The sequence below is a fragment of the Burkholderia cepacia genome (assembly GCF_001039005.1).
In the GTDB taxonomy this organism is placed as follows: Bacteria; Pseudomonadota; Gammaproteobacteria; order Burkholderiales; family Burkholderiaceae; genus Burkholderia; species Burkholderia theae.
The window spans coordinates 100,027-124,845 of the sequence record NZ_LDWR01000046.1 but is presented as its reverse complement, the minus strand read 5'-3'; the positions used below and the strand labels follow the sequence as shown (position 1 = coordinate 124,845).

General features: G+C 66.2%; 25 protein-coding genes. 20 read left to right on the top strand and 5 right to left on the bottom strand.

Annotation, left to right across the window (positions count from 1 at the left end):
• Positions 1-20: 20 nt before the first annotated feature.
• The 3 genes from mobA to VL15_RS26430 form a co-directional block, all read right to left on the bottom strand.
• Positions 21-638, bottom strand: coding sequence for a molybdenum cofactor guanylyltransferase MobA (gene mobA, locus VL15_RS26440; protein WP_048249568.1), 618 nt, complete (start codon positions 636-638; stop codon positions 21-23).
• A gap of 35 nt (positions 639-673) precedes the next feature.
• The gene (gene moaA / locus VL15_RS26435) at positions 674-1,786 is read right to left on the bottom strand and encodes a GTP 3',8-cyclase MoaA (RefSeq protein ID WP_048249567.1); all 1,113 of its coding nucleotides are present in this window, start codon (positions 1,784-1,786) and stop codon (positions 674-676) included.
• A gap of 131 nt (positions 1,787-1,917) precedes the next feature.
• The gene (locus VL15_RS26430; protein WP_048249565.1) at positions 1,918-5,076 is read right to left on the bottom strand and encodes an Rne/Rng family ribonuclease; all 3,159 of its coding nucleotides are present in this window, start codon (positions 5,074-5,076) and stop codon (positions 1,918-1,920) included.
• Positions 5,077-5,797: 721 nt separating this feature from the next.
• On the opposite strand from VL15_RS26430, the gene VL15_RS26425 reads away from it, so the two are divergent.
• The 4 genes from VL15_RS26425 to VL15_RS26410 are packed head-to-tail and all read left to right on the top strand — an operon-like array spanning position 5,798 to position 8,870.
• The gene (locus tag VL15_RS26425; RefSeq protein WP_048249563.1) at positions 5,798-6,802 is read left to right on the top strand and encodes an RluA family pseudouridine synthase; all 1,005 of its coding nucleotides are present in this window, start codon (positions 5,798-5,800) and stop codon (positions 6,800-6,802) included.
• A gap of 5 nt (positions 6,803-6,807) precedes the next feature.
• Complete coding sequence (locus tag VL15_RS26420; protein ID WP_048249561.1) at positions 6,808-7,467, top strand: HAD-IA family hydrolase; 660 nt, start codon at positions 6,808-6,810, stop codon at positions 7,465-7,467.
• Positions 7,464-7,865 carry a Rieske (2Fe-2S) protein gene (locus tag VL15_RS26415; protein ID WP_048249560.1) on the top strand — a complete coding sequence of 134 codons (402 nt, stop codon included), beginning with the start codon at positions 7,464-7,466 and terminating at the stop codon, positions 7,863-7,865. The genes VL15_RS26420 and VL15_RS26415 overlap by 4 nt, the downstream gene beginning before the upstream one ends.
• A gap of 12 nt (positions 7,866-7,877) precedes the next feature.
• The gene (locus VL15_RS26410) at positions 7,878-8,870 is read left to right on the top strand and encodes a S49 family peptidase (RefSeq protein WP_048249559.1); all 993 of its coding nucleotides are present in this window, start codon (positions 7,878-7,880) and stop codon (positions 8,868-8,870) included.
• Positions 8,871-8,921: 51 nt separating this feature from the next.
• Here VL15_RS26410 and VL15_RS26405 read toward each other — a convergent pair whose 3' ends face one another.
• Positions 8,922-9,644, bottom strand: coding sequence for an SAM-dependent methyltransferase (locus tag VL15_RS26405; RefSeq protein WP_048249558.1), 723 nt, complete (start codon positions 9,642-9,644; stop codon positions 8,922-8,924).
• On the bottom strand, positions 9,641-10,273 hold the full coding sequence (locus VL15_RS26400) for a Maf-like protein (protein ID WP_048249557.1): 633 nt from the start codon (positions 10,271-10,273) through the stop codon (positions 9,641-9,643). Before VL15_RS26400 ends, VL15_RS26405 begins: the two co-directional genes overlap by 4 nt.
• A gap of 230 nt (positions 10,274-10,503) precedes the next feature.
• Between VL15_RS26400 and VL15_RS26395 the strand changes: the two genes are divergently transcribed.
• The 16 genes from VL15_RS26395 (at position 10,504) to lepB (ending at position 24,813) form a co-directional block, all read left to right on the top strand.
• Complete coding sequence (locus tag VL15_RS26395) at positions 10,504-11,142, top strand: YceD family protein (protein WP_048249556.1); 639 nt, start codon at positions 10,504-10,506, stop codon at positions 11,140-11,142.
• 98 nt (positions 11,143-11,240) lie between these two features.
• A complete protein-coding gene (gene rpmF / locus VL15_RS26390; protein WP_047900174.1) occupies positions 11,241-11,420 on the top strand; it encodes a 50S ribosomal protein L32 in 180 nt (59 codons plus the stop codon).
• Positions 11,421-11,549: 129 nt separating this feature from the next.
• The gene (plsX, locus tag VL15_RS26385; protein WP_048249555.1) at positions 11,550-12,656 is read left to right on the top strand and encodes a phosphate acyltransferase PlsX; all 1,107 of its coding nucleotides are present in this window, start codon (positions 11,550-11,552) and stop codon (positions 12,654-12,656) included.
• On the top strand, positions 12,657-13,646 hold the full coding sequence (locus VL15_RS26380; protein ID WP_048249554.1) for a beta-ketoacyl-ACP synthase III: 990 nt from the start codon (positions 12,657-12,659) through the stop codon (positions 13,644-13,646).
• 83 nt (positions 13,647-13,729) lie between these two features.
• Positions 13,730-14,662 carry an ACP S-malonyltransferase gene (gene fabD, locus VL15_RS26375; protein ID WP_048249553.1) on the top strand — a complete coding sequence of 311 codons (933 nt, stop codon included), beginning with the start codon at positions 13,730-13,732 and terminating at the stop codon, positions 14,660-14,662.
• Between the two features lie 36 nt (positions 14,663-14,698).
• Complete coding sequence (gene fabG, locus VL15_RS26370) at positions 14,699-15,448, top strand: 3-oxoacyl-ACP reductase FabG (RefSeq protein ID WP_048249552.1); 750 nt, start codon at positions 14,699-14,701, stop codon at positions 15,446-15,448.
• A 144-nt stretch (positions 15,449-15,592) separates the two neighbouring features.
• Entirely contained in the window at positions 15,593-15,832 is a 240-nt protein-coding gene (gene acpP / locus VL15_RS26365; protein ID WP_004197638.1) for an acyl carrier protein, read from the top strand.
• Between the two features lie 164 nt (positions 15,833-15,996).
• Positions 15,997-17,229 carry a beta-ketoacyl-ACP synthase II gene (fabF, locus tag VL15_RS26360; protein WP_048249549.1) on the top strand — a complete coding sequence of 411 codons (1,233 nt, stop codon included), beginning with the start codon at positions 15,997-15,999 and terminating at the stop codon, positions 17,227-17,229.
• 12 nt (positions 17,230-17,241) lie between these two features.
• Positions 17,242-17,697 (top strand): hypothetical protein, encoded by a 456-nt coding sequence (locus VL15_RS26355; protein WP_048249548.1) that lies wholly within the window; start codon positions 17,242-17,244, stop codon positions 17,695-17,697.
• A 91-nt stretch (positions 17,698-17,788) separates the two neighbouring features.
• Complete coding sequence (gene rpoE, locus VL15_RS26350) at positions 17,789-18,388, top strand: RNA polymerase sigma factor RpoE (RefSeq protein WP_006490873.1); 600 nt, start codon at positions 17,789-17,791, stop codon at positions 18,386-18,388.
• 86 nt (positions 18,389-18,474) lie between these two features.
• Positions 18,475-19,092, top strand: a complete 618-nt coding sequence (locus tag VL15_RS26345; protein ID WP_048249546.1) for a sigma-E factor negative regulatory protein — start codon at positions 18,475-18,477, stop codon at positions 19,090-19,092.
• 5 nt (positions 19,093-19,097) lie between these two features.
• On the top strand, positions 19,098-20,150 hold the full coding sequence (locus VL15_RS26340) for a MucB/RseB C-terminal domain-containing protein (protein ID WP_048249545.1): 1,053 nt from the start codon (positions 19,098-19,100) through the stop codon (positions 20,148-20,150).
• A gap of 16 nt (positions 20,151-20,166) precedes the next feature.
• Positions 20,167-21,669 carry a DegQ family serine endoprotease gene (locus VL15_RS26335; RefSeq protein ID WP_048249544.1) on the top strand — a complete coding sequence of 501 codons (1,503 nt, stop codon included), beginning with the start codon at positions 20,167-20,169 and terminating at the stop codon, positions 21,667-21,669.
• Positions 21,670-21,676: 7 nt separating this feature from the next.
• On the top strand, positions 21,677-21,913 hold the full coding sequence (locus VL15_RS26330; protein ID WP_048249542.1) for a glutaredoxin family protein: 237 nt from the start codon (positions 21,677-21,679) through the stop codon (positions 21,911-21,913).
• 196 nt (positions 21,914-22,109) lie between these two features.
• A complete protein-coding gene (gene lepA, locus VL15_RS26325) occupies positions 22,110-23,903 on the top strand; it encodes a translation elongation factor 4 (RefSeq protein ID WP_048249540.1) in 1,794 nt (597 codons plus the stop codon).
• Between the two features lie 16 nt (positions 23,904-23,919).
• A complete protein-coding gene (lepB, locus tag VL15_RS26320) occupies positions 23,920-24,813 on the top strand; it encodes a signal peptidase I (RefSeq protein ID WP_048249539.1) in 894 nt (297 codons plus the stop codon).
• The last annotated feature ends 6 nt before the right edge of the window (positions 24,814-24,819 follow it).

Here is a 24,819-nt window from a genome sequence, read left to right as displayed (position 1 = left end):
GCAGGAACGGTGCGGGGCCGTTAGCGGCGGGCCAGCGCGGCGAGTTCCTGCCAGGAGTTTGCATTGTAAAACGCACGCTCGTCGTGAAACTCGACTTCGACCGTCTTGTGGCGTGCGTACCACGCACGCACCTTGCGGTCGCCGGCCGCGAGCCGGGCGGCGAGATCGTCGGCCAGCGACGTGCGCAGCAGCGCGAACGTTGGCTGCGGCGAGCGCGTCTGCTGCGCGTCGACGGTCACCGCCATCGCGACGTCGGCCTGCTGCGCGTCGAGCGCCGCATGCAGCCGCGCGACGAGGTCGGCGGGCAGATAGGGCGTGTCGCACGGCGAGCACGCGACGAGCGGCGCGCGCGCCGCCCGCATGCCGGCGAGCATGCCCGCGAGCGGGCCGGGGAAGTCGGGCGTTTCGTCGGCCACGATGCGCGCGTCGAACGGCGCGCCGAGCTCGGCGTAACGATCGGCATGGCGATTCGCGCTGATCAACGTTTCGTCGACCTGCGGCGAGAGCCGGCGCAGCACGTGCAGCGCGAGCGGCGTGCCGTCGAGCAGCTGCAGTCCCTTGTCGACGCCGTCCATGCGTGTGGCGCGCCCGCCTGCGAGCAGCAGGCCGGCGATCGAAGGAGAGGCGGAAGCGGGCATCGTACGAAGGCGGAAAGGGGACAGGGCGGTGTGCGTCAGCCGCCGATATACGACATTTCGACGCGCTTGCCCGTGCCGTCGGGTGCGGCTTCGGCCGACGCGCTGCCGCGCAGTTGCGAATAGCGGTCGGTACGGGCCTGCCAGATGCGCGCGATCGCGGTCGCGATCTCGGCGTCGCTCGCGCCGCCGCGCACCAGCGCACGCAGGTCATGGCCCGTCGACGCGAACAGGCACAGATACAGCTTGCCTTCGGTCGACAGCCGCGCGCGCGTGCAGTCGCCGCAGAAGGCCTGCGTGACGCTCGAGATCACGCCGATCTCGCCGCTGCCGTCCGCATAGCCCCAGCGCTGCGCGGTTTCGGCCGCCGTGTGCGGCTCGAGCGGCACGAGCGGGAAATGTTCGGCGATGCGTGCGACGACGTCCGCCGACGGCAGCACCTCGGTCATGTTCCAGCCGTTCGACGTGCCGACGTCCATGTATTCGATGAAACGCAGGATCACGCCGGTGCCGCGGAAACGCTCGGCCATCGGCAGGATCTCGCTGTCGTTGGTGCCGCGCTTCACGACCATGTTGACCTTGATCGGCGCGAGGCCCGCGGCCTGGGCGGCGAAGATGCCGTCGAGCACGTCGGCGCTCGCGAACTCGGCATCGTTCATGCGCTTGAACAGCGTTTCGTCGAGCGCGTCGAGGCTGACCGTCACGCGCGTGAGACCGGCGTCCTTCAGCGCGCGCGCCTTGCGCGCGAGCAGCGAGCCGTTGGTCGTCAGCGTCAGGTCGAGCGGGCGGCCGTCGTGCGTCGTCATGCGCGCGAGGCGCTCGATCAGGAATTCGAGATTCTTGCGCAGCAGCGGTTCGCCGCCCGTGATGCGGATCTTCTCGACGCCATGTGCGACAAAGAGTCGCGCCACGCGTTCGATTTCTTCGTGCGTGAGCAGCGCGCTGTGCGGCAGGAACGGGTAATCCTTGTCGAACACGGCACGCGGCATGCAGTACACGCAGCGGAAGTTGCAGCGGTCCGTCACCGAAATGCGCAGGTCGCGCAGCGGCCTGGCGAACGTGTCGGCCAGCGTGCCGTCAGGGGCATGCGCGACGCCGGAGACGTCCGGCATCCCGCTGACGTCGGCGAGAGGAATGATGCGTCGGGACATGTTGAAAGAAGTGCGAGCCAGACCTGTATTTTAGCCGCAAGCGGCCAACCGGGCCGGTGGGCGGAAACCCGCAGCGCGGACGTGAAAAAGCCCGCCGGAGGCGGGCTTTTCCTGGTCGGGCGATGCGCCGGTTAGTGGTGCGTCGTTTCGACCTGCTGCATCGGGGCCGAATCGGCCGCCGGCAGCGCCTTGCGTTCACGCGGCACGCGGGCCGGACGCGGGAGTTGCGACGCGGCTTCCTGCGCAGCGGCGAACTTGCCGGCGTCCGTGTTCACCCAGACGAGACCGGCCTGCTCCAGCACGACATCCAGGCTCGCCGAAGCGGGCGCGGCGGCCGATTGCACGGGGGCGGGAGCCGGTGCCGGTGCTGCAACGGCCTCGACCGGCGCCGCTTCGACGTGTGCCGGCTCGACAGCCACCGGAGCGGCTTCGATCGTCACGGCCGGTGCGGCTTGCTCGACGGGCGCGGACTGCGGCGCCTCGACAGCGGCCGGCACTTCCGGCACTTCGAACGCGTCGGTCGGCGAAACCGCGACCGGGGCCGGACCGGCTTCCGTGTCGACGGCCGGTGCGACCGGTGCCGGTTCTGCGGCGTGGGCGGCAACGACCGGCTCAACCGGAGCGGCCGGAGCCGCTTCGACGTGTACCGGTGCCGGTTGCGGCTCGACCGCGGCCGGTGCGACCGGTTCGGCATGGTGCTCGACCGCTGCTTCCACGGCGACGGCGCTTACCGCGGCCACGGCCGCGACGACTGCCGGTGCGGCCGTGTGAGTCGGCTCGGCTGCGGTCGGTGCTGCCGGCGTCACGGTTTGCGCTGCGGTTTCGTCATCCGTGCCTTGTTCGGCCTGGTCGACGAGTGCGCCGTCTTCGTCACGCTCGCGGCGACCGCCACGGCGGCCGCGGCGGCGGCGACGACGTTCCTCGCCGTCACGCGCGACGGCTTCCGCGTCGGCGGTCAGGTCGGCGCCGGGCAGCGCTTCTGCGACAACCTTGTCGGCTTCCGATTCCGGATGGTTTTCGCCACGGGTGACGGTCTCGAGCGTGGCCGCATGCTGGGTCGGCTTGCGGCGCTCACCGCGCTCGCGACGCTCGCCGCGTTCCTGGCGCTCGCCACGGCCGGCTGCGTCGACGGCTTCCGGCTGCTCGGCACGCTCGCGCGGTTCGCGGTTCTCACGCGGTTCGCGCGGCTCACGGCTTTCACGCGGCTCGCGCGGTTCGCGGCCTTCGCGCTGGCCACGGCCCTCGCGACCTTCGCGGCCCTCACGGCCTTCACGACCCTCACGGTTCTCGCGACCTTCACGCGGTTCACGGGCCTCGCGCGGTTCACGGCCTTCACGCGGTTCGCGCGCTTCCTTGCCTTCGCGTTCCAGGCGTTGCGGCTGGCCACGGCCTGCCGCGGCCTGGTCGCGGCCGCCTTGCGCCTGCTGGGCGCCGCCGCGACGGTTGCGGTTGCGATCGCCGCCGCGCTGCTCGGTCTTCTCGGTACGCTCGCGCGCCGGACGGGCTGCCTGCTCCTTCGCCGGTGCCGGAGCAACCGGTGCGGGCGCCGGCGCCGACGACACGCCGAACAGGCCCTTCAGCCAGCCGATGAAGCCGCCGCTTGCCGCGGCGACCGGTGCGGGCGCGGCAACGGGCTCGACCGGGCGCTGCGGTGCCGGGGTCGGTGCCGGACGCTCGGGCGTGATGCCCTTGACCGCGGCTTCCTGCTTCGGCTTCACGTCGGCCGTGCGCTTGCTGTAGCCGGTTTCCGACTCGAGTTCGCGAGCCGCTTCCTCGGCCATCTTCCACGAGGCGCGCGGATCGTCGAGGCGTGCGTCGTCGTGGCGCAGGCGCTCGAGCTTGTAGTGCGGCGTATCGAGGTGCTTGTTCGGGATCAGCACGATGCCGACCTTGAAGCGCGACTCGATCTTGTTGATTTCCTGACGCTTTTCGTTGAGCAGGAAGGCGGTCACCTCGACCGGCACCTGGCAGTGGATCGCCGCGGTGTTTTCCTTCATCGCTTCTTCCTGAATGATCCGCAGAACCTGCAGCGCGGACGATTCGGTATCGCGGATGTGGCCGGTGCCGTTACAACGCGGGCAGGTCACGTGGCTGCCTTCCGACAGGGCCGGGCGCAGACGCTGGCGCGACAGCTCCATCAGGCCGAAGCGGGAGATCTTGCCCATCTGCACGCGGGCGCGATCGTGCTTGAGCGCGTCTTTCAGGCGCTGCTCGACTTCGCGCTGGCTCTTCGCCGATTCCATGTCGATGAAATCGATCACGATCAGGCCGCCGAGGTCGCGCAGGCGGAGCTGGCGGGCGACTTCGTCGGCCGCTTCGAGGTTCGTGCGGGTTGCCGTTTCCTCGATGTCCGCGCCCTTGGTCGCGCGCGCCGAGTTCACGTCGATCGCGACGAGCGCTTCGGTGTGGTCGATCACGATCGCGCCGCCGGACGGCAGCGGCACCGTGCGCGAGTATGCGGTCTCGATCTGGTGCTCGATCTGGAAGCGGGAGAACAGCGGCACGTCGTCGTGGTAGCGCTTCACCTTCGACACGTTGTCCGGCATCACGATGTCCATGAATGCACGGGCCTGATCGTGGATCTCGGTCGTGTCGATCAGGATTTCGCCGATATCGGGCTGGAAATAGTCCCGGATCGCGCGGATCACGAGGCTCGATTCCAGGTAGATCAGCATCGGCTGGCCGGAATTGCCGCTTTGCGACGCCGCTTCGATCGCGCGCCACAGCTGCAGCAGGTAGTTCAGGTCCCACTGCAGTTCCTCGGCGCTGCGGCCGATGCCCGCGGTACGGGCGATCATGCTCATCCCGTCGGGAATCTGCAGTTGCGACATCGTCTCGCGCAGTTCCTGGCGCTCGTCGCCCTCGATCCGGCGCGACACACCGCCGCCGCGCGGATTGTTCGGCATCAGCACCAGATAGCGGCCGGCGAGCGAGATGAAGGTCGTGAGGGCGGCGCCCTTGTTGCCACGCTCTTCCTTCTCGACCTGAACGATCAGCTCCTGGCCTTCGCGCAGGGCATCCTGGATGCGCGCGGAGCGCATGTCGATGCCTTCCTTGAAGTACTGGCGCGCAACTTCCTTGAACGGCAGGAAACCGTGGCGATCTTCGCCGTAGTTGACGAAGCACGCTTCGAGCGACGGCTCGATGCGGGTGATGACACCTTTGTAGATATTGCCTTTGCGCTGTTCGCGCCCGGCTGTCTCGATGTCGATGTCGATGAGCTTTTGCCCATCGACGATGGCGACGCGCAGCTCCTCCTGCTGCGTCGCATTGAACAGCATGCGTTTCATGAACGACTCCAGGCGGCTCCGCGCCGGCGCTTCGCGGTTGTCAGTCGCGAGAGCGGGAACGACGGCAGGCCGCACCTTGTTGTGTTGTCACAAGCACGCTGGAGCGGGAACGATGGCGGGGAGAATTGCCTGAAGAGGCGCTTGGGCCCGATAGACGGGGCCGGCGGCCGTAGGGCACCTGCGAATACGGCTTCAAAGCACGGCGTTCACACACCGCACGCTGCAAAAGCGCGCTAAGCCTGAGTCCGGGCATTGCCACGGGCGCGCGCAATGCGTCGCGCGCGCCGACGGGCGGCAGATGCTGCGGCTTGGGCCGCAGCGGGGAGTATCGAATCCAGCCCGACTTTCCCGCTTGGGGTGTACTTCCCTGGTTTGACGTCGCCAAGCCCCGCACGCTTCGCGGGGCCAAATCGGGCGCAACGCCGTAATTTTCGCAACCTGCAGCCTGCGGACGCACTTCGCGCCGTCGGGCTGCCGATCAAATTCTTTTCAACCAACTTTCCGTTACCGCGGCGCCTTGCCGACCGAATCCGCCTGTGGGCGCGATCCTTGCCGACGGGCGGCGCCGTGCGTGCAACTTGCTGCATCTCTTTGATCAGGGGCGAGCAGCAGACCCCCGGCGCAAGTAAAATAACGGTTTCCGCTTGCGCCTTGCCCGACTCGGTCGGGGCCGGCCGATCAGGCCACCCTCAACGTCAGGCTGGGCAAAATTATATTCAGTATGAATGAGTTAGGCAAAATATCCCAGAATTCGGTCGCAAGCGGCCAGGTATCGATGATCCAGATCGACGAAAACTCGGCCGGTCAGCGGATCGACAACTTCCTGTTGCGCGTCTGTAAGGGCGTGCCGAAAAGCCATATTTACCGGATCCTCCGCAGCGGCGAAGTGCGTGTGAATAAGGGCCGGGTCGATGCGCAGTATCGCCTCGCGGACGGCGACATCGTCCGCGTGCCGCCCGTGCGCGTGGCGGCGGCGGACCTCGCGCGCGCCGACACGCCGGTCGTGCCGCCCGCGAATTTCGACGTGCTGTACGAGGACGATGCGATGCTCGTCATCAACAAGCCGGCCGGGGTCGCCGTGCACGGCGGCAGCGGTGTCGCGTTCGGCGTGATCGAGCAGATGCGGCAGGCGCGCCCGCGCGCGAAATTCCTCGAACTCGTGCACCGGCTCGACCGCGAGACCTCCGGGATCCTGATGCTCGCGAAGAAGCGCACGGCGCTCGTGGGCCTGCACGAACAGATCCGCGAGAACCGGATGGACAAGCGCTACTTCGCCTGCGTCCATGGTGAATGGCAGTCCGACTGGGGCCGCCGCCGCGCGGTGAAGGTGCCGCTGTTCAAGTATTCGACCCCGGAAGGGGAGCGCCGCGTGCGCGTGCAGGACGACGGGCTGCCGTCGCATACGGTGTTCAACCTCATCGACCGCTGGCCCGACTACGCGCTCGTCGAAGCGGAACTCAAAACGGGTCGGACCCATCAGATTCGCGTGCACCTCGCGCATCTCGGCCTGCCGATTGCCGGCGACGCCAAGTATGGCGATTTCGCATTGAACAAGGCGCTGGCACGCGCGAACGCGCAGCCGTCGTTGAAACGGATGTTCCTGCATGCGTACCGGCTGCGGCTCGCTCATCCGCTGACCGGCGAGGCACTGCAGTTCGATGCGCCGCTGCCGGACGAATGCCGGCGCTTTCTCGACCAACTCAGCGCACTGCGCGATACCGTCTGAACCGCATGGCTCGACAGCAATTTGACCTGATCGTCTTCGACTGGGACGGCACGCTGATGGATTCGACTGCGCACATCGCGCACAGCATCCAGGCCGCATGCCGCGATCTCGGCCTGCCCACGCCGTCCGACGAGGCGTCGCGCTACGTGATCGGTCTCGGCCTGCGCGACGCGCTGCAGATTACCGCTCCGACCCTCGATCCGTCCGACTATCCGCGGCTGGCCGAGCGCTACCGCTTTCACTATCTGCTCGACGACCAGCGCATCGAGCTGTTTGCCGGCGTGCGCGAACTGCTCGCCGAGTTGCGCGACACGGGCTACCTGCTCGCCGTTGCGACCGGCAAGGGGCGGGTCGGGCTGAATCGCGTGCTGGACCAGTCGAAGCTGACGAGCCTGTTCGATGCGACGCGCTGCGCGGACGAGACGTTCTCGAAGCCGCATCCGGCGATGCTGCAGGAGCTGACTCGGGAACTGGGGCAGGACCTGTCGCGCACCGTGATGATCGGCGACACGACGCACGACCTGCAGATGGCCGCGAGCGCCGGAGCGGCCGGCGTCGGCGTCGCGTACGGCGCGCACACGGCCGATGCGCTGGCGGCGCTCACGCCGCGCTTCGTCGCGCCGGACGTCGTCGCGCTGGCTGCGTGGCTGCGGGAGCACGCATGAGCGCGGCACCGGACGCCGTGCGCGTGTGCGCATCGGACGCGCTGGCCGACGGCGGCGCCGGCGTGCGCGTCGACGCGACGCTGCGCGGCGAGCAGGCCGTCGTGTTCTTCGTGCGCTACGACGGTCGCGCCTATGGTTACCTGAACCGCTGCGCGCACGTGCCGATGGAACTCGACTGGGCCGAAGGGCAGTTCTTCGAGTCGTCGGGCCTTTACCTGATGTGCGCGACGCACGGCGCGATCTATGCGCCGGATACCGGCAAGTGCGTCGGTGGCCCGTGCCGTGGCGCCCGCCTGCGGCCGGTCGAGGTCGACGAGCGCGACACGCCGGACGGGCGTGCGGTATTCTGGGTGCCCGACGCCGACCTGCGTCCCGCCGTTCCCGCTACGACCGACTAACGACAATACTGCATGGCCGACCAACCGAATTCCCCGGAATCCTCCTCCCGTCCCGACAGCCGCGAACTGAACTGGGAGCGCGCGGCGCTCGAGCGGATCGCGCTCGCGGCGGTCAAGGAACAGCGCGCGGCGCGGCGCTGGAAGATCTTCTTTCGCTTCGCGTTCCTCGGCGTGTTCGTGCTGTTCGCGTTCGCGTTGATCGATTTCTCGAGCGATTCGAAATTTTCGTCGAGCGGCCGGCATACGGCGCTCGTCACGATCGACGGCGAGATCGCGGCCGGCGTCAACGCGAACGCCGACGACATCAACACGGCGCTCGACGCCGCGTTCGACGACGACGGCACGGCCGGCGTCGTGCTGCGGATCAACAGCCCGGGCGGCAGTCCGGTCCAGGCCGGCATGGTCTACGACGAGATCCGGCGGCTGCGCGCGAAGCACCCGGACAAGCCGCTGTACGTGGTCGTGACCGACATGTGCGCGTCGGGCGGTTATTACATCGCGGCCGCGGCCGACAAGATCTTCGTCGACAAGGCGAGCATCGTCGGGTCGATCGGCGTGCTGATGGACGGTTTCGGCTTCACGGGGCTGATGGGCAAGCTCGGCGTCGAGCGGCGCCTGCATACGTCGGGCGAAAACAAGGGCTTCTACGATCCGTTCTCGCCGGAGACGCCGAAGATGGACGCCCATGCGCAGGCGTTGCTCGACCAGGTGCACGCGCAGTTCATCAAGGCCGTGAAGGATGGCCGCGGCAAGCGGCTGCACGAGACGCCCGACATGTTCTCGGGCCTGTTCTGGACCGGCGAGAAGAGCGTCGAGCTCGGGCTCGCCGACGGCTACGGCACGACCGACACGGTCGCGCGCGACGTGCTGAAAGCGCCCGATCTCGTCGACTACACGGTGAAGGAAAGCCTGACGAACCGCGTCGCGCGCAAGTTCGGCGCGGCCGTCGGCGGTGCTGCGATGAAGGCGCTCACGGCCGGCGGCGCGTCGTTCAATCTGCGCTGAGCGGCGGCCGGCGGGCCGCCATGGCCCGCGCGTCAGCCGCCGGCCGCGGTATCAGTTCGCGAGCAGCAGGAAGATCGCGGGGCGCTTGTGCAGATTGGGTGCAGGCGCCTTTTTCCAGTCCGCCACGGTGCGGCTCGCGATCGTCTCGGTTGCGAGGGTCAGGTCGGCCGCGACGCATATCTGCGTCGACGGCGCGCAGGTCGCGACGAGCGTGTCGAGCATCGCTTGATTCCGGTACGGCGTTTCAATGAAGATCTGCGTCTGGCGCGCCTTGCGCGACAACTGCTCGAGTTCGCGCAGGCGTTTCGCGCGTGCGGCCGCGTCGACCGGCAGGTAGCCGTTGAACGCGAAGCTCTGGCCGTTCAGGCCCGATGCCATCAGCGCGAGCAGGATCGAACTCGGCCCGACGAGCGGCACGACCTTCACGCCGCGCTCGTGCGCGCGGCGTACCAGCAGCGCGCCGGGGTCGGCGACGGCCGGGCAGCCGGCCTCGGACACGAGACCGGCGTCCGCGCCGGCCAGCACGGGCGCGAGCAGCCGGTCGATTTGGCCGGCCGGCGTATTGACGTTCAGCTCGCTGATCTCGATTTCCTGGATCGGGCGCGTCGTGCCGATCTTCTTCAGGAACGCACGCGTCGTTTTCGCGTTTTCGCCGATGTAATAGCCGAGCGTGCCGGCGCGTGCCTGAACGGCCGCCGGCAGCACGGCGGCGAGCATCGACTCGTCGCCTTCGCCGAGCGTGTTCGGGACAAGGTAAAGCGTGCCGGCCGTCATGCGCGGTCTCCACGGGTGGTTGCAAACAAAGGAAATTCGGTGGCGCGCAGCATCCGCGTGAGCGCGATCAGCGGCAGGCCGACGAGCGCGGTCGGGTCGTCCGAGTCGATCGCGTCGAGCAGCGCGATGCCGAGCCCTTCGGACTTCGCGCTGCCGGCGACGTCGTAAGGCGTCTCCGCGCGCAGGTACGCGTCGAGTTCGGCTTCGGTCAGCGTGCGGAAGCGCACGCGCGTGACGACGTCCTCGACCTGGGCTTCGCCCGTACGGCTGTCGTACAGGCAGAGCGCGCTGTGGAATTCGACTTCGCGCCCCTGCATCGACACGAGTTGCGCGAGCGCACGCTCGTGCGTGCCGGGTTTGCCGATTTGAAGCCCGTCGAAGGTCGCGACCTGGTCCGACCCGATTACGAGCACGCCGTCCGGCGCGTCAATCGTCGCGGCGACGGCGCGCGCTTTCGCGCCGGCGAGGCGCAGGGCGGTCATCGCCGGTGTTTCGCCGTCGAGCGGGGTTTCGTCGAGGTCGGGCGACACGACATCGAAGGGTACGCCGAGGCGCTCGAGGAGCGCGCGGCGGTAGCGGGAACTGGAGGCAAGAATCAGCCGCGGCAGGCGGCAAACGGTTTCCGGCATGGTCGGTTGGATCGGTGAGTCGTGAGGTGTTGTACGGCGTTGCGCGGACGCAAGCTTAAGTGATTGACCGCAAAAGGTAAAACAGGTATGCTTTCCCGCTTTTCGTCGACAGGCTTCCGTCGTGGTGGCGCCTGTCGGGTCTTCGGAAGTAAAGTACGTCATCCGCGGATGAGCCGTACGTGAGCGGCGCCAAGCCGGATTCGCAAGTCAGCCTGTAGGCAGGAGCGCACATGAACACTTCTTCTGGCAAACCTGCTGCGGCACCGCTTGATCCGCACGCAGTCGACCTGTTCGAATTCGCCCGCAGTGGGCGGCAGGCAGCAGGTGCGATGCACCTCTCGCAACTGCCGCGCATGTTAAACGAAGTGCCGATGGACGCGCCAGATCGCGACACGGTCTTCACGTGGCAGGCGGAAGGGTTCACCCAGAAAGAGTTGCAGGACGACGGCGCCGATGGGCAGCAGCCGTATCTGCGCCTCGCGGTGCATGGCCATGCATGGCTCACGTGCCAGCGCTGCGTGACCCCGTACGACCAGGCGTTCGGCGTCGACATGGTTTACCGGGTCGTCGCGACCGAAGAAGAAGCTGAAGAATTTCCGCTCGACGACGATGAAGCCGATGTGATCGTGGGCTCACGCCAGTTCGATCTCGTCGACTTGATCGAAGAGGAATTGCTGCTTTCGTTGCCGCTCGTGCCCAAGCACGAGGTTTGCCCGGCAGTTCACGAAAGCCTCGTGTCGGGTGCGAGCGGTCCTGAGGAAGAGGCGGGCGAAGAGTCCGGCGAAGCCGAGGACGAAGGCAAACGGCCGAATCCGTTCGCAGCGCTGCAAGCGCTGAAGAAGGACGGTGACGGCAACAAGAAACACTAAGCAGTTGTGGCGCGGGAAGGCGTAAGGGCTTTGGGCCAGGGTAGTTAAGCGCCGGATCGGGCTGTGTTAGAATCCGGAAAATTATTTAGGAGTTAGTCATGGCAGTCCAGCAAAACAAGAAGTCGCCGTCGAAGCGCGGCATGCATCGTTCGCACGATTTCCTGACGGCGTCGCCGCTGGCAGTCGAGCCGAGCACGGGTGAAGTGCATCTGCGTCACCACGTCAGCCCGAACGGCTACTATCGCGGCAAGAAAGTCGTCAAGACGAAGAACGACTAAGCGTCAAGTCACGCGTTGCGCGCTACGTTCGCCGTTCGCGTGACAACTGGTTCGCTTGACACTTTCCTGGCGCAACAAAAAGGCGGCATTCAACTGCCGCTTTTTTGTGCCTGAAATTCGTCGCATTCCATGACCGTAAAGCTCACAATCGATTGCATGGGAGGCGACCACGGCCCGTCCGTGACCGTTCCCGCGGCAGTCAAGTTCGTCCGCGCGCATCCCGATGCGCACCTGATGCTCGTCGGCATCGAAAGCGCGATCCGCGCCCAGCTGAAAAAGCTGAAAGCCCTCGACGATCCCGCATTGACCATCGTGCCCGCCACCGAAGTCGTGGCGATGGACGACCCTGTCGAAGTGGCGCTGCGCAAGAAGAAGGATTCTTCGATGCGTGTCGCGCTCAACCACGTCAAGGAAGGCGCGGCGCAGGCCTGCATCTCCGCCGGCAATACCGGCGCGCTGATGGCCGTTTCCCGTTACGTGCTCAAGACGCTGCCCGGCATCGAGCGGCCCGCGATCGCGTCCGCGCTGCCGAATCCGACCGGCTACACGATGATGCTGGACCTCGGCGCGAACGTCGACTGCGAGCCGCAGCACCTGCTGCAGTTCGCGGAGATGGGGCACGCGCTCGTGGCCGCGCTCGAAGGCAAGGAGCGGCCGACGATCGGCCTGCTGAACATCGGCGAAGAGGTCATCAAGGGCAACGACACGATCAAGCGCGCAGGTGAACTGCTGCGCGCCAGCACGCTGAATTTCCGCGGCAACGTCGAAGGCAACGACATCTACAAGGGCACCGTCGACGTGATCGTGTGCGACGGCTTCGTCGGCAACGTCGCGCTGAAGACGTCCGAGGGGCTCGCGCAGATGCTGTCCGACATCATCCGCGAGGAGTTCGGCCGTTCGCTGATGTCGAAGCTGATGGCACTGCTCGCGCTGCCTGTCCTGATGCGTTTCAAGAAGCGCGTCGATCACCGCCAGTACAACGGCGCGGCGCTGCTGGGGCTGAAGAGCCTCGTGATCAAGAGCCATGGTTCGGCCGATGCCTACGCGTTTGAGTGGGCAATCAAACGCGGGTATGATGCCGTCAAAAACGGCGTGCTGGAGCGCCTCACGCGTGCGATGGCGGATAATTCGGTGTCGCTCGGCGACGGCGAACACAACGCGGGCGGCGCGGGCCAGGCGAGCCCGGCCGCAGGCCATCACGCCGAACCTTCCGCTGCGCTATCCTCTAAAGCATAAATGGCCCAATCGACTCTCTATTCCCGCGTGCTCGGCACGGGCAGCTACCTGCCGCCCGACCGCGTCACGAACCAGCAATTGACCGATCGTCTTGCGAAGGAAGGCATCGAGACGAGCGATGAGTGGATCGTTGCGCGCACGGGCATCCATGCGCGCCATTTCGCCGCACCCGACGTCACGACGAGCGATCTTGCGCTCGAGGCGTCGCGTCGCGCAATCGAAGCGGCCGGAATCGATCCGCAGTCGATCGACCTGATCATCGTCGCGACTTCGACCCCCGATTTCGTGTTCCCGAGCACCGCGTGCCTGCTGCAGAACAAGCTCGGCATCAAGAACGGCGGCGCGGCATTCGACGTGCAGGCCGTGTGTTCGGGCTTCGCGTACGCCATGGCGACGGCCGACAGCTTCATCCGCAGCGGCCAGCACCGCACGGCGCTCGTGGTCGGCGCGGAGACGTTCTCGCGCATTCTCGACTTCAAGGACCGCACGACCTGCGTGCTGTTCGGCGACGGCGCGGGCGCGGTGATCCTGTCCGCGTCGGAAGAGCCGGGCATCCTCGGCAGCGCGCTGCACGCGGACGGCAGCTATTCGCATATCCTTTGCACGCCCGGCAACGTCAATCGCGGCGTGATCGAAGGCAGCGCGTTCCTGTACATGGACGGGCAGGCCGTGTTCAAGCTCGCGGTCAACGTGCTCGAGAAGGTGGCGATCGAGGCGCTCGCGAAGGCGAACCTCGCGCCCGAGCAGATCGACTGGCTGATTCCGCACCAGGCCAACATCCGCATCATGACCAGCACCTGCCGCAAGCTCGGCCTGCCGCAGGAACGCATGGTCGTGACGGTCGACCAGCACGGCAACACGTCGGCCGCGTCGATCCCGCTGGCGTTCGACACCGCGGTGCGCGACGGCCGTATCAAGCGCGGTCAGCACGTGCTGATCGAAGGCGTCGGCGGCGGCTTTACCTGGGGCGCGTCGGTCTTCCGCTTCTGATCCGCGGCGCGCGACTGCTGCGCGCGGATCCCACCGGCGCGCCGTTCGTGCGCGCCGTTCGAATCGATTCAATTGGGGACGATATGAAATTTGCATTCGTTTTTCCGGGGCAGGGCTCGCAGGCGGTCGGCATGCTCAACGCATTCGCCGATCTGGCCGTCGTGCGCGAGACGCTCCAGGAAGCGTCCGATGCACTCAATCAGGACCTCGGCAAGCTGATCGCCGAAGGCCCGGCCGAAGAGCTGAATCTCACTACCAACACGCAGCCCGTAATGCTGACCGCCGCGTACGCGTGCTACCGCGCGTGGCAGCAGGCAGGCGGCCCGGTGCCGTCGATCGTCGCCGGCCACAGCCTCGGTGAATACACGGCGCTCGTCGCGGCGGGCGCGCTCGCGTTCAAGGATGCCGTGCCGCTCGTGCGTTTTCGCGCGCAGGCGATGCAGACGGCCGTGCCCGTCGGCCAGGGCGGCATGGCCGCGATCCTGGGCCTCGACGACGACACGGTGCGCGCGGTGTGCGCCGAAGCCGCGGAAGCGGGCGTTGTCGAAGCCGTGAACTTCAATGCGCCCGCGCAGGTCGTGATCGCAGGCAATAAGGCCGCGGTCGAAAAGGCGTGCGAGATCGCGAAGGCGAAGGGCGCGAAGCGCGCGCTGCCGCTGCCGGTGTCGGCGCCGTTCCATTCGTCGCTGCTCAAGCCGGCATCGGATCAGCTGCGCGACTATCTCGCGAACGTCGACGTCAAGGCGCCGCAGACTCCGGTCGTCAACAACATCGACGTCGCCGTGGTCAGCGATCCGGCCGCGATCAAGGACGCGCTGGTGCGCCAGGCCGCGGGCCCGGTGCGCTGGGTCGAGTGCGTGCAGCACATCGCCGGCACGGGCGTCACGCACGTGATCGAATGCGGTCCGGGCAAGGTGCTCGCAGGCCTGACGAAGCGCATCGACGGCAACCTGACGGGCGCGTCGGTGTTCGATCCGGTTTCGCTCGACGACGCGCTCAAGCTGGTGACCGCCTGACGCGGCGCCTTTACTCAAGAGACGGATATTCGATTCATGGAAAAGACTCTCGATAAACAGGTTGCGATCGTAACCGGCGCGTCGCGCGGCATCGGCCGGTCGATCGCGCTCGAACTCGCGCGCCAGGGCGCGACGGTGATCGGCACGGCAACGAGCGAATCGGGCGCCGCCGCGATCACCGCGACGTTCGCGGAAGCGGGCGTCACGGGCCGTGGCGCGGTGCTGAACGTGAACGACGCGGCAGCCGCCGAGGCGCTGATCGATGCGACCGTGAAGGAATTCGGCGCGCTGAACGTGCTCGTCAACAACGCGGGCATCACGCAGGACCAGCTCGCGATGCGGATGAAGGACGAGGACTGGGACGCGGTGATCGATACCAACCTGAAGTCGGTGTTCCGCCTGTCGCGCGCGGTGCTGCGCCCGATGATGAAGGCGCGGGGCGGCCGCATCATCAACATCACGTCGGTGGTCGGCTCGGCCGGCAACCCGGGCCAGGTCAACTACGCGGCCGCGAAGGCCGGCGTCGCAGGCATGACCCGTGCGCTTGCGCGCGAGATCGGCAGCCGCGGCATCACCGTGAACTGCGTCGCGCCGGGCTTCATCGACACCGACATGACGAAGACGCTGCCGGAAGAACAGCAGGCCGCGCTCAAGACCCAGATTCCGCTCGGCCGCCTCGGCAGCCCGGAAGACATCGCCCATGCCGTCGTGTTCCTCGCCTCGCCGCAAGCCGGTTATATCACCGGCACGACGCTGCACGTGAACGGCGGCATGTACATGTCGTAACGATTTTCGTTTACCATCCGCGCCGTATCCCGTTTTTCAGGCGGATCGGCGCTTGATCGACCATCAAGCCAACGCGCGTTTTGGCGTCAGCAAACCTGATAAAATGCGCGCACTTGTAAATCTGAACTTTCCCTCGGAGGGGTAATGGACAACATCGAACAACGTGTCAAGAAGATCGTCGCTGAACAACTGGGCGTCGCGGAAGCAGAGATCAAGAACGAAGCTTCGTTCGTGAACGATCTGGGCGCCGACTCGCTCGACACGGTCGAACTGGTGATGGCTCTCGAAGACGAGTTCGGCATGGAAATCCCGGACGAAGAAGCAGAGAAGATCACGACCGTTCAGCAAGCGATCGACTACGCTCGCGCAAACGTCAAGGCGTAAGCGCCTTTCGCGCTTGTTCGCCACGTCGCCGCGATCTTCGCGATTGACGCGCCATCCTGCCGGCTTCGCGCCGGACGGACTAACAGCCACAGGGCTCGCAGGGCTGGTTCCTGTGGCCACTGTGGCTTTTGTTTTTGTCATCCAATAATGGAAAAGAGGTTACCGTGAGCCGCCGTCGTGTTGTCGTTACAGGCCTGGGGCTTATTTCGCCTGTTGGCAATAGTGTTGCCGACGGCTGGGCCAATCTCGTCGCCGGCAAGTCCGGTATCGCCACCGTCACGAAGTTCGATCCGTCGAACCTCGCCGTGCATTTCGCGGGTGAGGTGAAGGGTTTCAACGCCGAGGAGTACATCCCGGCGAAGGAAGCCCGCAGCATGGATACGTTCATCCATTACGGCATTGCCGCCGGCGTCCAGGCAATCAAGGACAGCGGGCTGGAAGTGAACGAAGCCAATGCCGAACGCATCGGCGTGCTGGTCGGTTCCGGCATCGGCGGCCTGCCGATGATCGAAGATACGCACCAGACCTACGTCGATCGCGGCGCGCGCCGGATTTCGCCGTTCTTCGTGCCGGGTTCGATCATCAACATGATCTCGGGCCACCTGAGCATCATGTTCGGCCTGAAGGGCCCGAACCTCGCAGCCGTGACGGCTTGCACGACCGGCCTGCACAGCATCGGCCTCGCGGCGCGCCTGATCCAGGCCGGCGACGCCGACGTGATGGTCGCGGGCGGCGCCGAATCGACGGTGTCGCCGCTCGGTATCGGCGGTTTCGCGGCAGCGCGTGCGCTGTCGACCCGCAACGACGATCCGGCTGCAGCGTCCCGTCCGTGGGACAAGGACCGCGACGGCTTCGTGCTGGGCGAGGGCGCAGGCGTGATGGTGCTCGAAGAGTACGAGTCGGCGAAGGCGCGCGGTGCGAAGATCTACGCGGAAGTCTCGGGCTTCGGCATGACGGGCGACGCGTACCACATGACCGCGCCGAACATGGACGGCCCGCGCCGCTGCATGGTCGCGGCGCTGCGCGACGCCGGCGTGAACGCGGATGAGGTCCAGTACCTGAACGCGCACGGCACGTCGACGCCGCTGGGCGACAAGAACGAGTCCGACGCGGTGAAGGCGGCCTTCGGCGAGCATGCGTACAAGCTCGTCGTGAACTCGACGAAGTCGATGACGGGCCACCTGCTGGGCGGCGCGGGCGGCCTCGAATCGGTGTTCACGGTGCTGGCGCTGCACAACAACGTGTCGCCGCCGACCATCAACATCTTCAACCAGGACCCCGAGTGCGATCTCGACTACTGCGCGAATACCGCACGTGACATGAAGATCGACGTCGCCGTGAAGAACAACTTCGGCTTCGGCGGTACCAACGGCACGCTGGTGTTCAAGCGCGTCTGACGCTGAAATCGCTTGACGAGTCCATTCGATGCTCCGGCCGGGCGTCCGCAGCGCTTTGCGTTGCGGGCCTCGGCCGTGTCGTATCTCGTGCTGGCCGCGTTCGTCGCGGCGGCTGCCGCGTCGGCTTACCTGTTCTGGGCGCCGCGCGCGGGCGCTGCGGCAGGCGCAGGCGTGTCGGCCGCGACGGCCGCGCTGCTTGCCGTGTGCGCCGCGCGGGCCTGCGCCCGTCGGCTGCCGGCCGAGTTGCGGATCGACGCATTCGGGGAAATTGCGGCGTTTGGTCGCACCGGGCGGCTGCTCGCCCGCGGCCGTGTGACGGGCCATGCGCACTGGAGCAGCCTGCTGCTGGTGTTGTCGGTCGGGCAGGGCGCCCGGCGGGCCCGGCCGCTGCTGATTCCGGCCGATGCGCTCGACGCCGCGTCGTTCAGCGCGCTTTCCGTGCTGGCGAGGACGGCGGGGCGGGCATGACGGCGGCGCGGTTACGTACCGTAACCAGCGTCCGGCGCGGGAACGTTACAATGACGCTCCGCGTTGCATCCCTAGTTAATGGATTTGTCAGGTGAGTGAAAAAGAAATCGATCAGGCTCTGGTCGAACGCGTACAGAAGGGCGACAAGGCAGCGTTCGAACTCCTGGTCTCCAAATACCACCGCAAGATCATTCGGCTGATCTCGCGCCTCGTGCGGGATCCCGCCGAGGTCGAGGATGTGGCCCAGGACGCGTTCATCAAGGCGTATCGTGCGCTGCCGCAATTTCGCGGCGAATCCGCGTTCTATACGTGGTTGTACCGGATTGCCGTCAACACGGCGAAGAACTACCTTGCGACGCAAGGCCGCCGGGCGCCGACCTCGACCGAGGCCGATGCGGAGGAAGCGGAAACTTTCTCCGACGCAGACCAACTAAGGGATATCAACACGCCTGAATCGATGTTGATGAGCAAGCAGATTGCCGAGACGGTCAACGCTGCAATGGCTCTCCTGCCCGAAGAACTGCGCCAGGCAATCACGCTGCGCGAGATCGAGGGCTTGAGCTACGAAGAGATCGCGGAAATGATGGGCTGTCCGATCGGGACGGTCCGGTCGCGGATCTTCCGCGCACGCGAGGCAATCGCTGCTAAATTGCGTCCGTTGCTCGATACGCCCGAAGGCAAGCGCTGGTAAGCGCGACAGGCGAATCGACGCGGGTCGGGGTCTAGTTACGGATAGAGTCGTGAAGTCACGACGGGGTGTGCAAGATGGGGAGCATCATGGGGTCGGTCAATACGCAGTCGCAAGCGTGCTCGCGCGGCGAGCGCCTTTCCGCGCTGGTCGACGGCGAAATGTTCGATGGCCCGGATCACGGGCAGTTTCTGGCTGAGTTCAACGGCGCGGATCGCGCTGCGTGGGCCGATTACCACCTGATCGGCGATGCGCTGCGCTCGGACGAGCTTGCGCTGTCGCCCGCGCTGAGCGTCGCGTTCACCGCGCGCATGTCGGCTGCGCTCGAAAGCGAGCCGCATCTGCTCGCGCCGGCGGCCGCGCCGGTCGCGCGCAAGCTGCTGTCGCTGCGCCGGCGCGTCGTGCCCGCGTTCGCGGTAGCCGCAGCGGCGGCCACGCTGACGTGGATCGTCGTCCCGCAAATGCAGACGGCCGGCACGCCGGGCGCCGTCCAGGTCGCATCGGTCGGTGCGCCGCAAGGCGGCGACCTGCAGCGCGTGACGGTTGCGCAGGCATCGGCCCAGCCGGGGCTGCAGGACGTCAACATCATTCGCGACGCCAGTCTCGACCAATACCTTGAAGCGCACCAGCAATTCGCGCAGCAGCCCGTCGTCACGGGTTCGATGCCGCTGATCCGCGCTGCCGTGACCACCACGCCAGGCCAATAAACCCGATGCGGACATTGCAGTTGAATCACGCCATCTCCGGATGGAAGCGGCTGCCGGCCCTCCTGCTTTGCGCAGCCGCCCTGTTGTCCGTTCAATCCCTCCCTGCCAGCGCCCAGCAACCGGACGATCCCGTCGCGACCCGCAAGGGCGCCGCGGACTGGCTCGACCGTGTTCAGCAGGCGGCGCAGCAGCAGAGCTACGAAGGCACGTTCGTCTACCAGCGCGGCGGGTATGTCCAGTCCTCGCGCATCGCGCACGTCGCGTCCCGCGACGGCGAATTCGAGCGGATCGAGACGCTCGACGGCAAGCCGCGCAAGCTGCTGCGGCACAACGACGAGCTGTACACGTTCGTGCCGGAGCGCAAGCTGTGCGTGGTCGAGCGCCGTCAGACGCGCGACTCGTTCCCCGCGTTGCTCGGCGCGAGCGGCGATCATGTGATGTCCGTCTACGACGCGAAGTCGCTCGGCAAGGATCGCGTGGCCGGGATCGACGCGCAGGTCGTCGAGCTCGTGCCGAAGGATGCATACCGCTTTACGTACAAGCTGTGGGCCGACGCGCGCACCGGGCTGCTGCTGCGATCGCAGACGCTCGATGCGAACGATCACGTGCTCGAGCAGATCGCGTTCTCGCAATTGCAGACGGGCGGCGCAAGCGGCGACAAGGCCGCGATCGCGGCCGGCATGCGCAACCTGAGCGGCTGGACGGTCGTGCGCCCGCCGGTTGCGACGGTCGACATGGAAGCGCAGGGCTGGCAGCTCGCGCCGAGCGTCGCCGGCTTCCAGAAGATTCGCGAAGTGCGCCGGCCGATGGCCGCGCGCGACGCGGGCGATCCGCCGATTGCGGTCGACCAAGCCGTCTTCACCGACGGTCTCGCGACGATCTCGGTGTTCATCGAGCCGGCCGAAAAGAATACGCGCAAGGAAGGCGCGGGCAGCACCGGTGCGACGCACGTGCTCGTGAAGCGCCGCGGCGACTACTGGATCACCGTGCTCGGCGAAGTGCCGCCGGCTACGTTGCAGCAGTTCGCGTCTGCCATAGAATACAAGGCTTCCAAGTAACGCTACGGCCTCCGACATGATGAAACTCACGCTGCGCAAATGGCTCGCGGCGGCGGCGCTGTCTGCCTGCCTGCCGCTCGTGCCGCATACCGCGGTCGCGGTGACGCCTCCCGCCGCGAGCCTGCCCGATTTCGCCGATCTGGTCGAAAAGGTCGGGCCGGCCGTCGTGAACATCCGGACCACCGCCAACGTGCCGACGAGCAACGGCCCGCGCGGGATGCTCCCGCCGGGCTTCGACAACGGTGACATGTCGGAATTCTTCCGGCGCTTCTTCGGCATTCCGCTGCCGCAGGCGCCCGGCAGCGGCAACGGCAACGGCAACGGCAACCCGAAGAACGCGCCGGCGCCGGACAATCCGCCCGACACCGAGCAGAATCGCGGCGTCGGCTCGGGCTTCATCGTATCGGCTGACGGTTACGTGATGACCAATGCGCACGTCGTCGACGATGCGGACACCATCTACGTGACGTTGACCGACAAGCGCGAATTCAAGGCGAAGCTGATCGGCGTCGACGATCGCACGGACGTCGCGGTCGTCAAGATCCAGGCGTCGAACCTGCCTGTCGTCGCGATCGGCGACTCGAACAAGGTGCGTGTCGGCGAGTGGGTCGTCGCGATCGGTTCGCCGTTCGGTCTCGACAACACGGTGACGGCCGGCATCGTCAGCTCGAAGAGCCGCAACACCGGCGATTACCTGCCGTTCATCCAGACCGATGTCGCCGTGAACCCCGGCAACTCGGGCGGCCCGCTGATCAACATGCAGGGCGAGGTGATCGGCATCAACTCGCAGATCTACAGCCGGACCGGCGGCTTCATGGGCATCTCGTTCGCGATTCCGATCGACGAGGCGATGCGCGTGGCCGACCAGCTGAAGGCGACGGGCAAGGTCACGCGCGGCCGGATCGCGGTGGCGATCGGCGAGGTGACGAAGGACGTGGCCGACTCGATCGGGCTGCCGAAGGCCGAGGGGGCGCTCGTCAGCAGCGTCGAGCCGGGCGGCCCGGCCGACAAGGCGGGCATCCAGCCGGGCGACATCATCCTGAAGTTCAACGGCCGGCCGGTCGACACGGCGTCGGACCTGCCGCGCATGGTCGGCGACACGAAGCCCGGCGCGAAGGCGACGGTCAGCGTATGGCGCAAGGGTCAGGCGCGCGATCTGCCGATCACGATCGCGGAGACGCCGGCCGAGACGACGGCGAAGGCGGAGCAGCGCAAGAACGCGCCGCAGAAACCGCGCCAGGCCAATGCACTCGGTCTGACAGTCAGCGACATTTCGTCGGATCAGATGAAGTCGCTGAAGCTGAAGAACGGCGTACAGGTCGACGGCGTCGACGGTCCGGCCGCCCGTGCGGGACTGCAGCGCGGCGACATCGTGCTGCGCGTCGGCGACACCGACATCACGAGCGCGAAGCAGTTCGCCGAAGTGACCGCGCAGCTCGATCCGCAGAAGGCGGTCGCGGTGCTCGTGCGGCGCGGCGACAACACGCAGTTCGTGCCCGTGCGGCCGCGCCAGAAGTAACGCGCCGATGTTCACGCTCTACGGCCGCGGCTGGTGCCACCTGTGCGACGACATGCGCGACGCACTGGCGCCGGTGGCGGCCGAATTCGGTGTCAGGGTCGACTACGTCGACATCGACGCCGATGCGGCGCTCGTCGCGCGCTACGATGAAGACGTGCCCGTGCTGCTGCTGGATGGCGCGGAAGTGTGCCGCCACCGGTTCGACGACACGAAGGTGCGCGACGCGCTCGCGGCCCGGCGCTGAGCCTGGCCTGCCGCGAGTGTCGCTTTCCCAGGGGCTTTGCCCGACGAATGCCCCCGACAGGGCCGCCGCGCGGCCCGGCGTCCGAAATACCGCCCGGCGAAGGCCTTTTCGGCTAAAATAAGCTGTTTTTTCACCGACTTACACAAGGCGTGCTCCGCAGTCGTCGAGCGCGCCTTTTTCGCTTGATCGGCACTGAATGGATCATATTCGCAATTTCTCGATCATCGCGCACATCGACCATGGCAAGTCGACGCTCGCGGATCGCATCATCCAGGTCTGCGGCGGCCTCGCCGACCGTGAAATGGAAGCGCAAGTGCTCGACTCGATGGATATCGAGCGTGAGCGCGGCATCACGATCAAGGCGCAGACCGCTGCGCTGTCGTACCGTGCGCGCGACGGCAAGGTCTACAACCTGAACCTGATCGATACGCCGGGGCACGTCGACTTCTCGTACGAGGTCAGCCGTTCGCTGTCCGCTTGCGAGGGCGCGCTGCTGGTTGTCGACGCGAGCCAGGGCGTCGAGGCGCAGACGGTCGCGAACTGCTATACGGCGATCGAGCTCGGCGTCGAAGTCGTGCCCGTGCTGAACAAGATCGACCTGCCGGCCGCGAACCCCGAGAATGCGATCGAGGAGATCGAGGACGTGATCGGCATCGACGCGACCGACGCGACGCGCTGCAGCGCGAAGACCGGCCTCGGCGTCGAAGACGTGCTCGAAGCGCTGATCGCGAAGGTGCCGCCGCCGAAGGGTGATCCCGACGCGCCGCTGCAGGCGCTCATCATCGATTCGTGGTTCGACAACTACGTCGGCGTCGTGATGCTGGTGCGCATCGTCAACGGCACGCTGCGTCCGAAGGACAAGATCAAGATGATGGCGACTGGCGCGCAGTATCCGGTCGAGCACGTCGGCGTGTTCACGCCGAAGTCGCGCGATCTCGAGTCGCTGTCGGCGGGGCAGGTGGGCTTCATCATCGCCGGCATCAAGGAACTGACGGCCGCGAAGGTCGGCGATACCGTCACGCATGTGGCCAAGCCGGCGGTCGAAGCGCTGCCGGGCTTCAAGGAAGTGAAGCCGCAGGTGTTCGCCGGACTCTATCCGGTGGAAGCGAACCAGTACGACGCACTGCGCGAATCGCTCGAGAAACTGAAGCTCAACGATGCGTCGCTGCAGTACGAGCCGGAAGTGTCGCAGGCGCTCGGTTTCGGGTTCCGGTGCGGCTTCCTGGGTCTCCTGCATATGGAGATCGTGCAGGAGCGCCTCGAACGCGAATTCGACATGGACCTCATTACCACGGCACCGACCGTGGTCTACGAGGTCCTGATGAGCGACGGCTCGATCGTGATGGTCGAGAATCCCGCGAAGATGCCGGAACCGCCGAAGATCGAGGAGATCCGCGAGCCGATCGTCACCGTGAATCTCTACATGCCGCAGGACTACGTCGGCTCGGTGATCACGCTGTGTACGCAGAAGCGCGGCTCGCAGATCAACATGCAGTATCACGGCCGCCAGGTGCAACTGACCTACGAAATCCCGATGGCCGAGATCGTGCTCGATTTCTTCGATCGCCTGAAGTCGGTGTCGCGCGGCTACGCGTCGATGGACTACGAGTTCAAGGAATACCGTTCGGCGGACGTCGTGAAGGTCGACATGCTGATCAACGGCGACAAGGTCGACGCGTTGTCGGTGATCGTCCACCGGTCGCAATCGCAGTATCGCGGCCGCGAAGTGGCGTCGAAGATGCGCGAGATCATTCCGCGCCAGATGTACGACGTGGCGATCCAGGCTACGATCGGCGCGCACATCATCGCCCGCGAGAACATCAAGGCGCTGCGCAAGAACGTGCTGGCGAAGTGTTATGGCGGTGACATCACGCGTAAGAAAAAGCTGCTCGAGAAGCAGAAGGCCGGCAAGAAACGCATGAAGCAGGTGGGCTCGGTCGAGATCCCGCAGGAAGCGTTCCTTGCGATCTTGCGCGTCGAAGACAAATAACAGGACTGTTCCTTTTATGAATTTTGCGCTGATTCTTTTTGTGCTCGTCGTCGTGACGGGCGTAGCGTGGGTGCTGGACAAACTGCTGTTCCTGCCGCGGCGACGCAAGGCGGCCGACTCGGCGATCGAGGAGTTCGATCGCCAGCAGTCGCGCATCGACAAGCGCTTCGCGGACGAAAACGCCGTGCAGACGCGTTCGAAGCTGCGTGACGAGAAGCTGCGCCAGCCGTGGTGGCTCGAGTACACGGCGAGCTTCTTCCCGGTGATCCTGGCGGTGTTCGTCGTGCGTTCGTTCGTCGTCGAGCCGTTCAAGATTCCGTCCGGCTCGATGGTGCCGACACTGCTCGTCGGCGACTTCATCCTCGTCAACAAGTTCGAATACGGGCTGCGCCTGCCGGTCACGAACACGAAGATCACGCAGGGCAGCCCGCTGTCGCGCGGCGACGTCGTCGTGTTCCGCTATCCGAAGGACGAGTCGGTCGACTACATCAAGCGCGTGATCGGCCTGCCGGGCGACACGGTCGCGTATCAGGACAAGCAACTGACGATCAACGGTCAGCCGGTGCCCGAAACGCCGCTGCCCGATTTCTTCGACGACGAGCGTCAGAACTACGCGAAGCAGTTCGAGGAAACGATCGGCAACAAGAAGAACGCGATCCTCAACAACCCCGCCGTGCCGCCGTTCGTGATGGGCGCATACGACTATCCGTATCGCGACAACTGCACGTACAACAGCCGCGGCGTGATCTGCAAGGTGCCGCCCGGTCACTACTTCATGATGGGCGACAACCGCGACAACAGCGCGGACAGCCGCTACTGGGGTTTCGTGCCGGACCAGAACATCGTCGGCCGCGCGTTCTTCATCTGGATGAACTTCAGCGATCTGAAGCGCATCGGTTCCTTCAACTGATCGCAT

Excerpts from the sequence above, each read along its gene's own strand:
- lepB (WP_048249539.1), top strand. The coding sequence starts at position 23,920 with ATGAATTTTGCGCTGATTCTTTTTGTGCTCGTCGTCGTGACGGGCGTA.
- fabG (WP_048249552.1), top strand. The coding sequence starts at position 14,699 with ATGGAAAAGACTCTCGATAAACAGGTTGCGATCGTAACCGGCGCGTCG.
- VL15_RS26340 (WP_048249545.1), top strand. The coding sequence starts at position 19,098 with ATGCGGACATTGCAGTTGAATCACGCCATCTCCGGATGGAAGCGGCTG.
- VL15_RS26330 (WP_048249542.1), top strand. The coding sequence starts at position 21,677 with ATGTTCACGCTCTACGGCCGCGGCTGGTGCCACCTGTGCGACGACATG.
- VL15_RS26335 (WP_048249544.1), top strand. The coding sequence starts at position 20,167 with ATGATGAAACTCACGCTGCGCAAATGGCTCGCGGCGGCGGCGCTGTCT.
- VL15_RS26425 (WP_048249563.1), top strand. The coding sequence starts at position 5,798 with ATGAATGAGTTAGGCAAAATATCCCAGAATTCGGTCGCAAGCGGCCAG.
- acpP (WP_004197638.1), top strand. The coding sequence starts at position 15,593 with ATGGACAACATCGAACAACGTGTCAAGAAGATCGTCGCTGAACAACTG.
- VL15_RS26345 (WP_048249546.1), top strand. The coding sequence starts at position 18,475 with ATGGGGTCGGTCAATACGCAGTCGCAAGCGTGCTCGCGCGGCGAGCGC.
- rpmF (WP_047900174.1), top strand. The coding sequence starts at position 11,241 with ATGGCAGTCCAGCAAAACAAGAAGTCGCCGTCGAAGCGCGGCATGCAT.
- VL15_RS26395 (WP_048249556.1), top strand. The coding sequence starts at position 10,504 with ATGAACACTTCTTCTGGCAAACCTGCTGCGGCACCGCTTGATCCGCAC.
- mobA (WP_048249568.1), bottom strand. The coding sequence starts at position 638 with ATGCCCGCTTCCGCCTCTCCTTCGATCGCCGGCCTGCTGCTCGCAGGC.
- VL15_RS26380 (WP_048249554.1), top strand. The coding sequence starts at position 12,657 with ATGGCCCAATCGACTCTCTATTCCCGCGTGCTCGGCACGGGCAGCTAC.
- fabD (WP_048249553.1), top strand. The coding sequence starts at position 13,730 with ATGAAATTTGCATTCGTTTTTCCGGGGCAGGGCTCGCAGGCGGTCGGC.
- VL15_RS26415 (WP_048249560.1), top strand. The coding sequence starts at position 7,464 with ATGAGCGCGGCACCGGACGCCGTGCGCGTGTGCGCATCGGACGCGCTG.
- plsX (WP_048249555.1), top strand. The coding sequence starts at position 11,550 with ATGACCGTAAAGCTCACAATCGATTGCATGGGAGGCGACCACGGCCCG.
- VL15_RS26420 (WP_048249561.1), top strand. The coding sequence starts at position 6,808 with ATGGCTCGACAGCAATTTGACCTGATCGTCTTCGACTGGGACGGCACG.
- lepA (WP_048249540.1), top strand. The coding sequence starts at position 22,110 with ATGGATCATATTCGCAATTTCTCGATCATCGCGCACATCGACCATGGC.
- VL15_RS26405 (WP_048249558.1), bottom strand. The coding sequence starts at position 9,644 with ATGACGGCCGGCACGCTTTACCTTGTCCCGAACACGCTCGGCGAAGGC.
- moaA (WP_048249567.1), bottom strand. The coding sequence starts at position 1,786 with ATGTCCCGACGCATCATTCCTCTCGCCGACGTCAGCGGGATGCCGGAC.
- VL15_RS26430 (WP_048249565.1), bottom strand. The coding sequence starts at position 5,076 with ATGAAACGCATGCTGTTCAATGCGACGCAGCAGGAGGAGCTGCGCGTC.
- VL15_RS26400 (WP_048249557.1), bottom strand. The coding sequence starts at position 10,273 with ATGCCGGAAACCGTTTGCCGCCTGCCGCGGCTGATTCTTGCCTCCAGT.
- VL15_RS26410 (WP_048249559.1), top strand. The coding sequence starts at position 7,878 with ATGGCCGACCAACCGAATTCCCCGGAATCCTCCTCCCGTCCCGACAGC.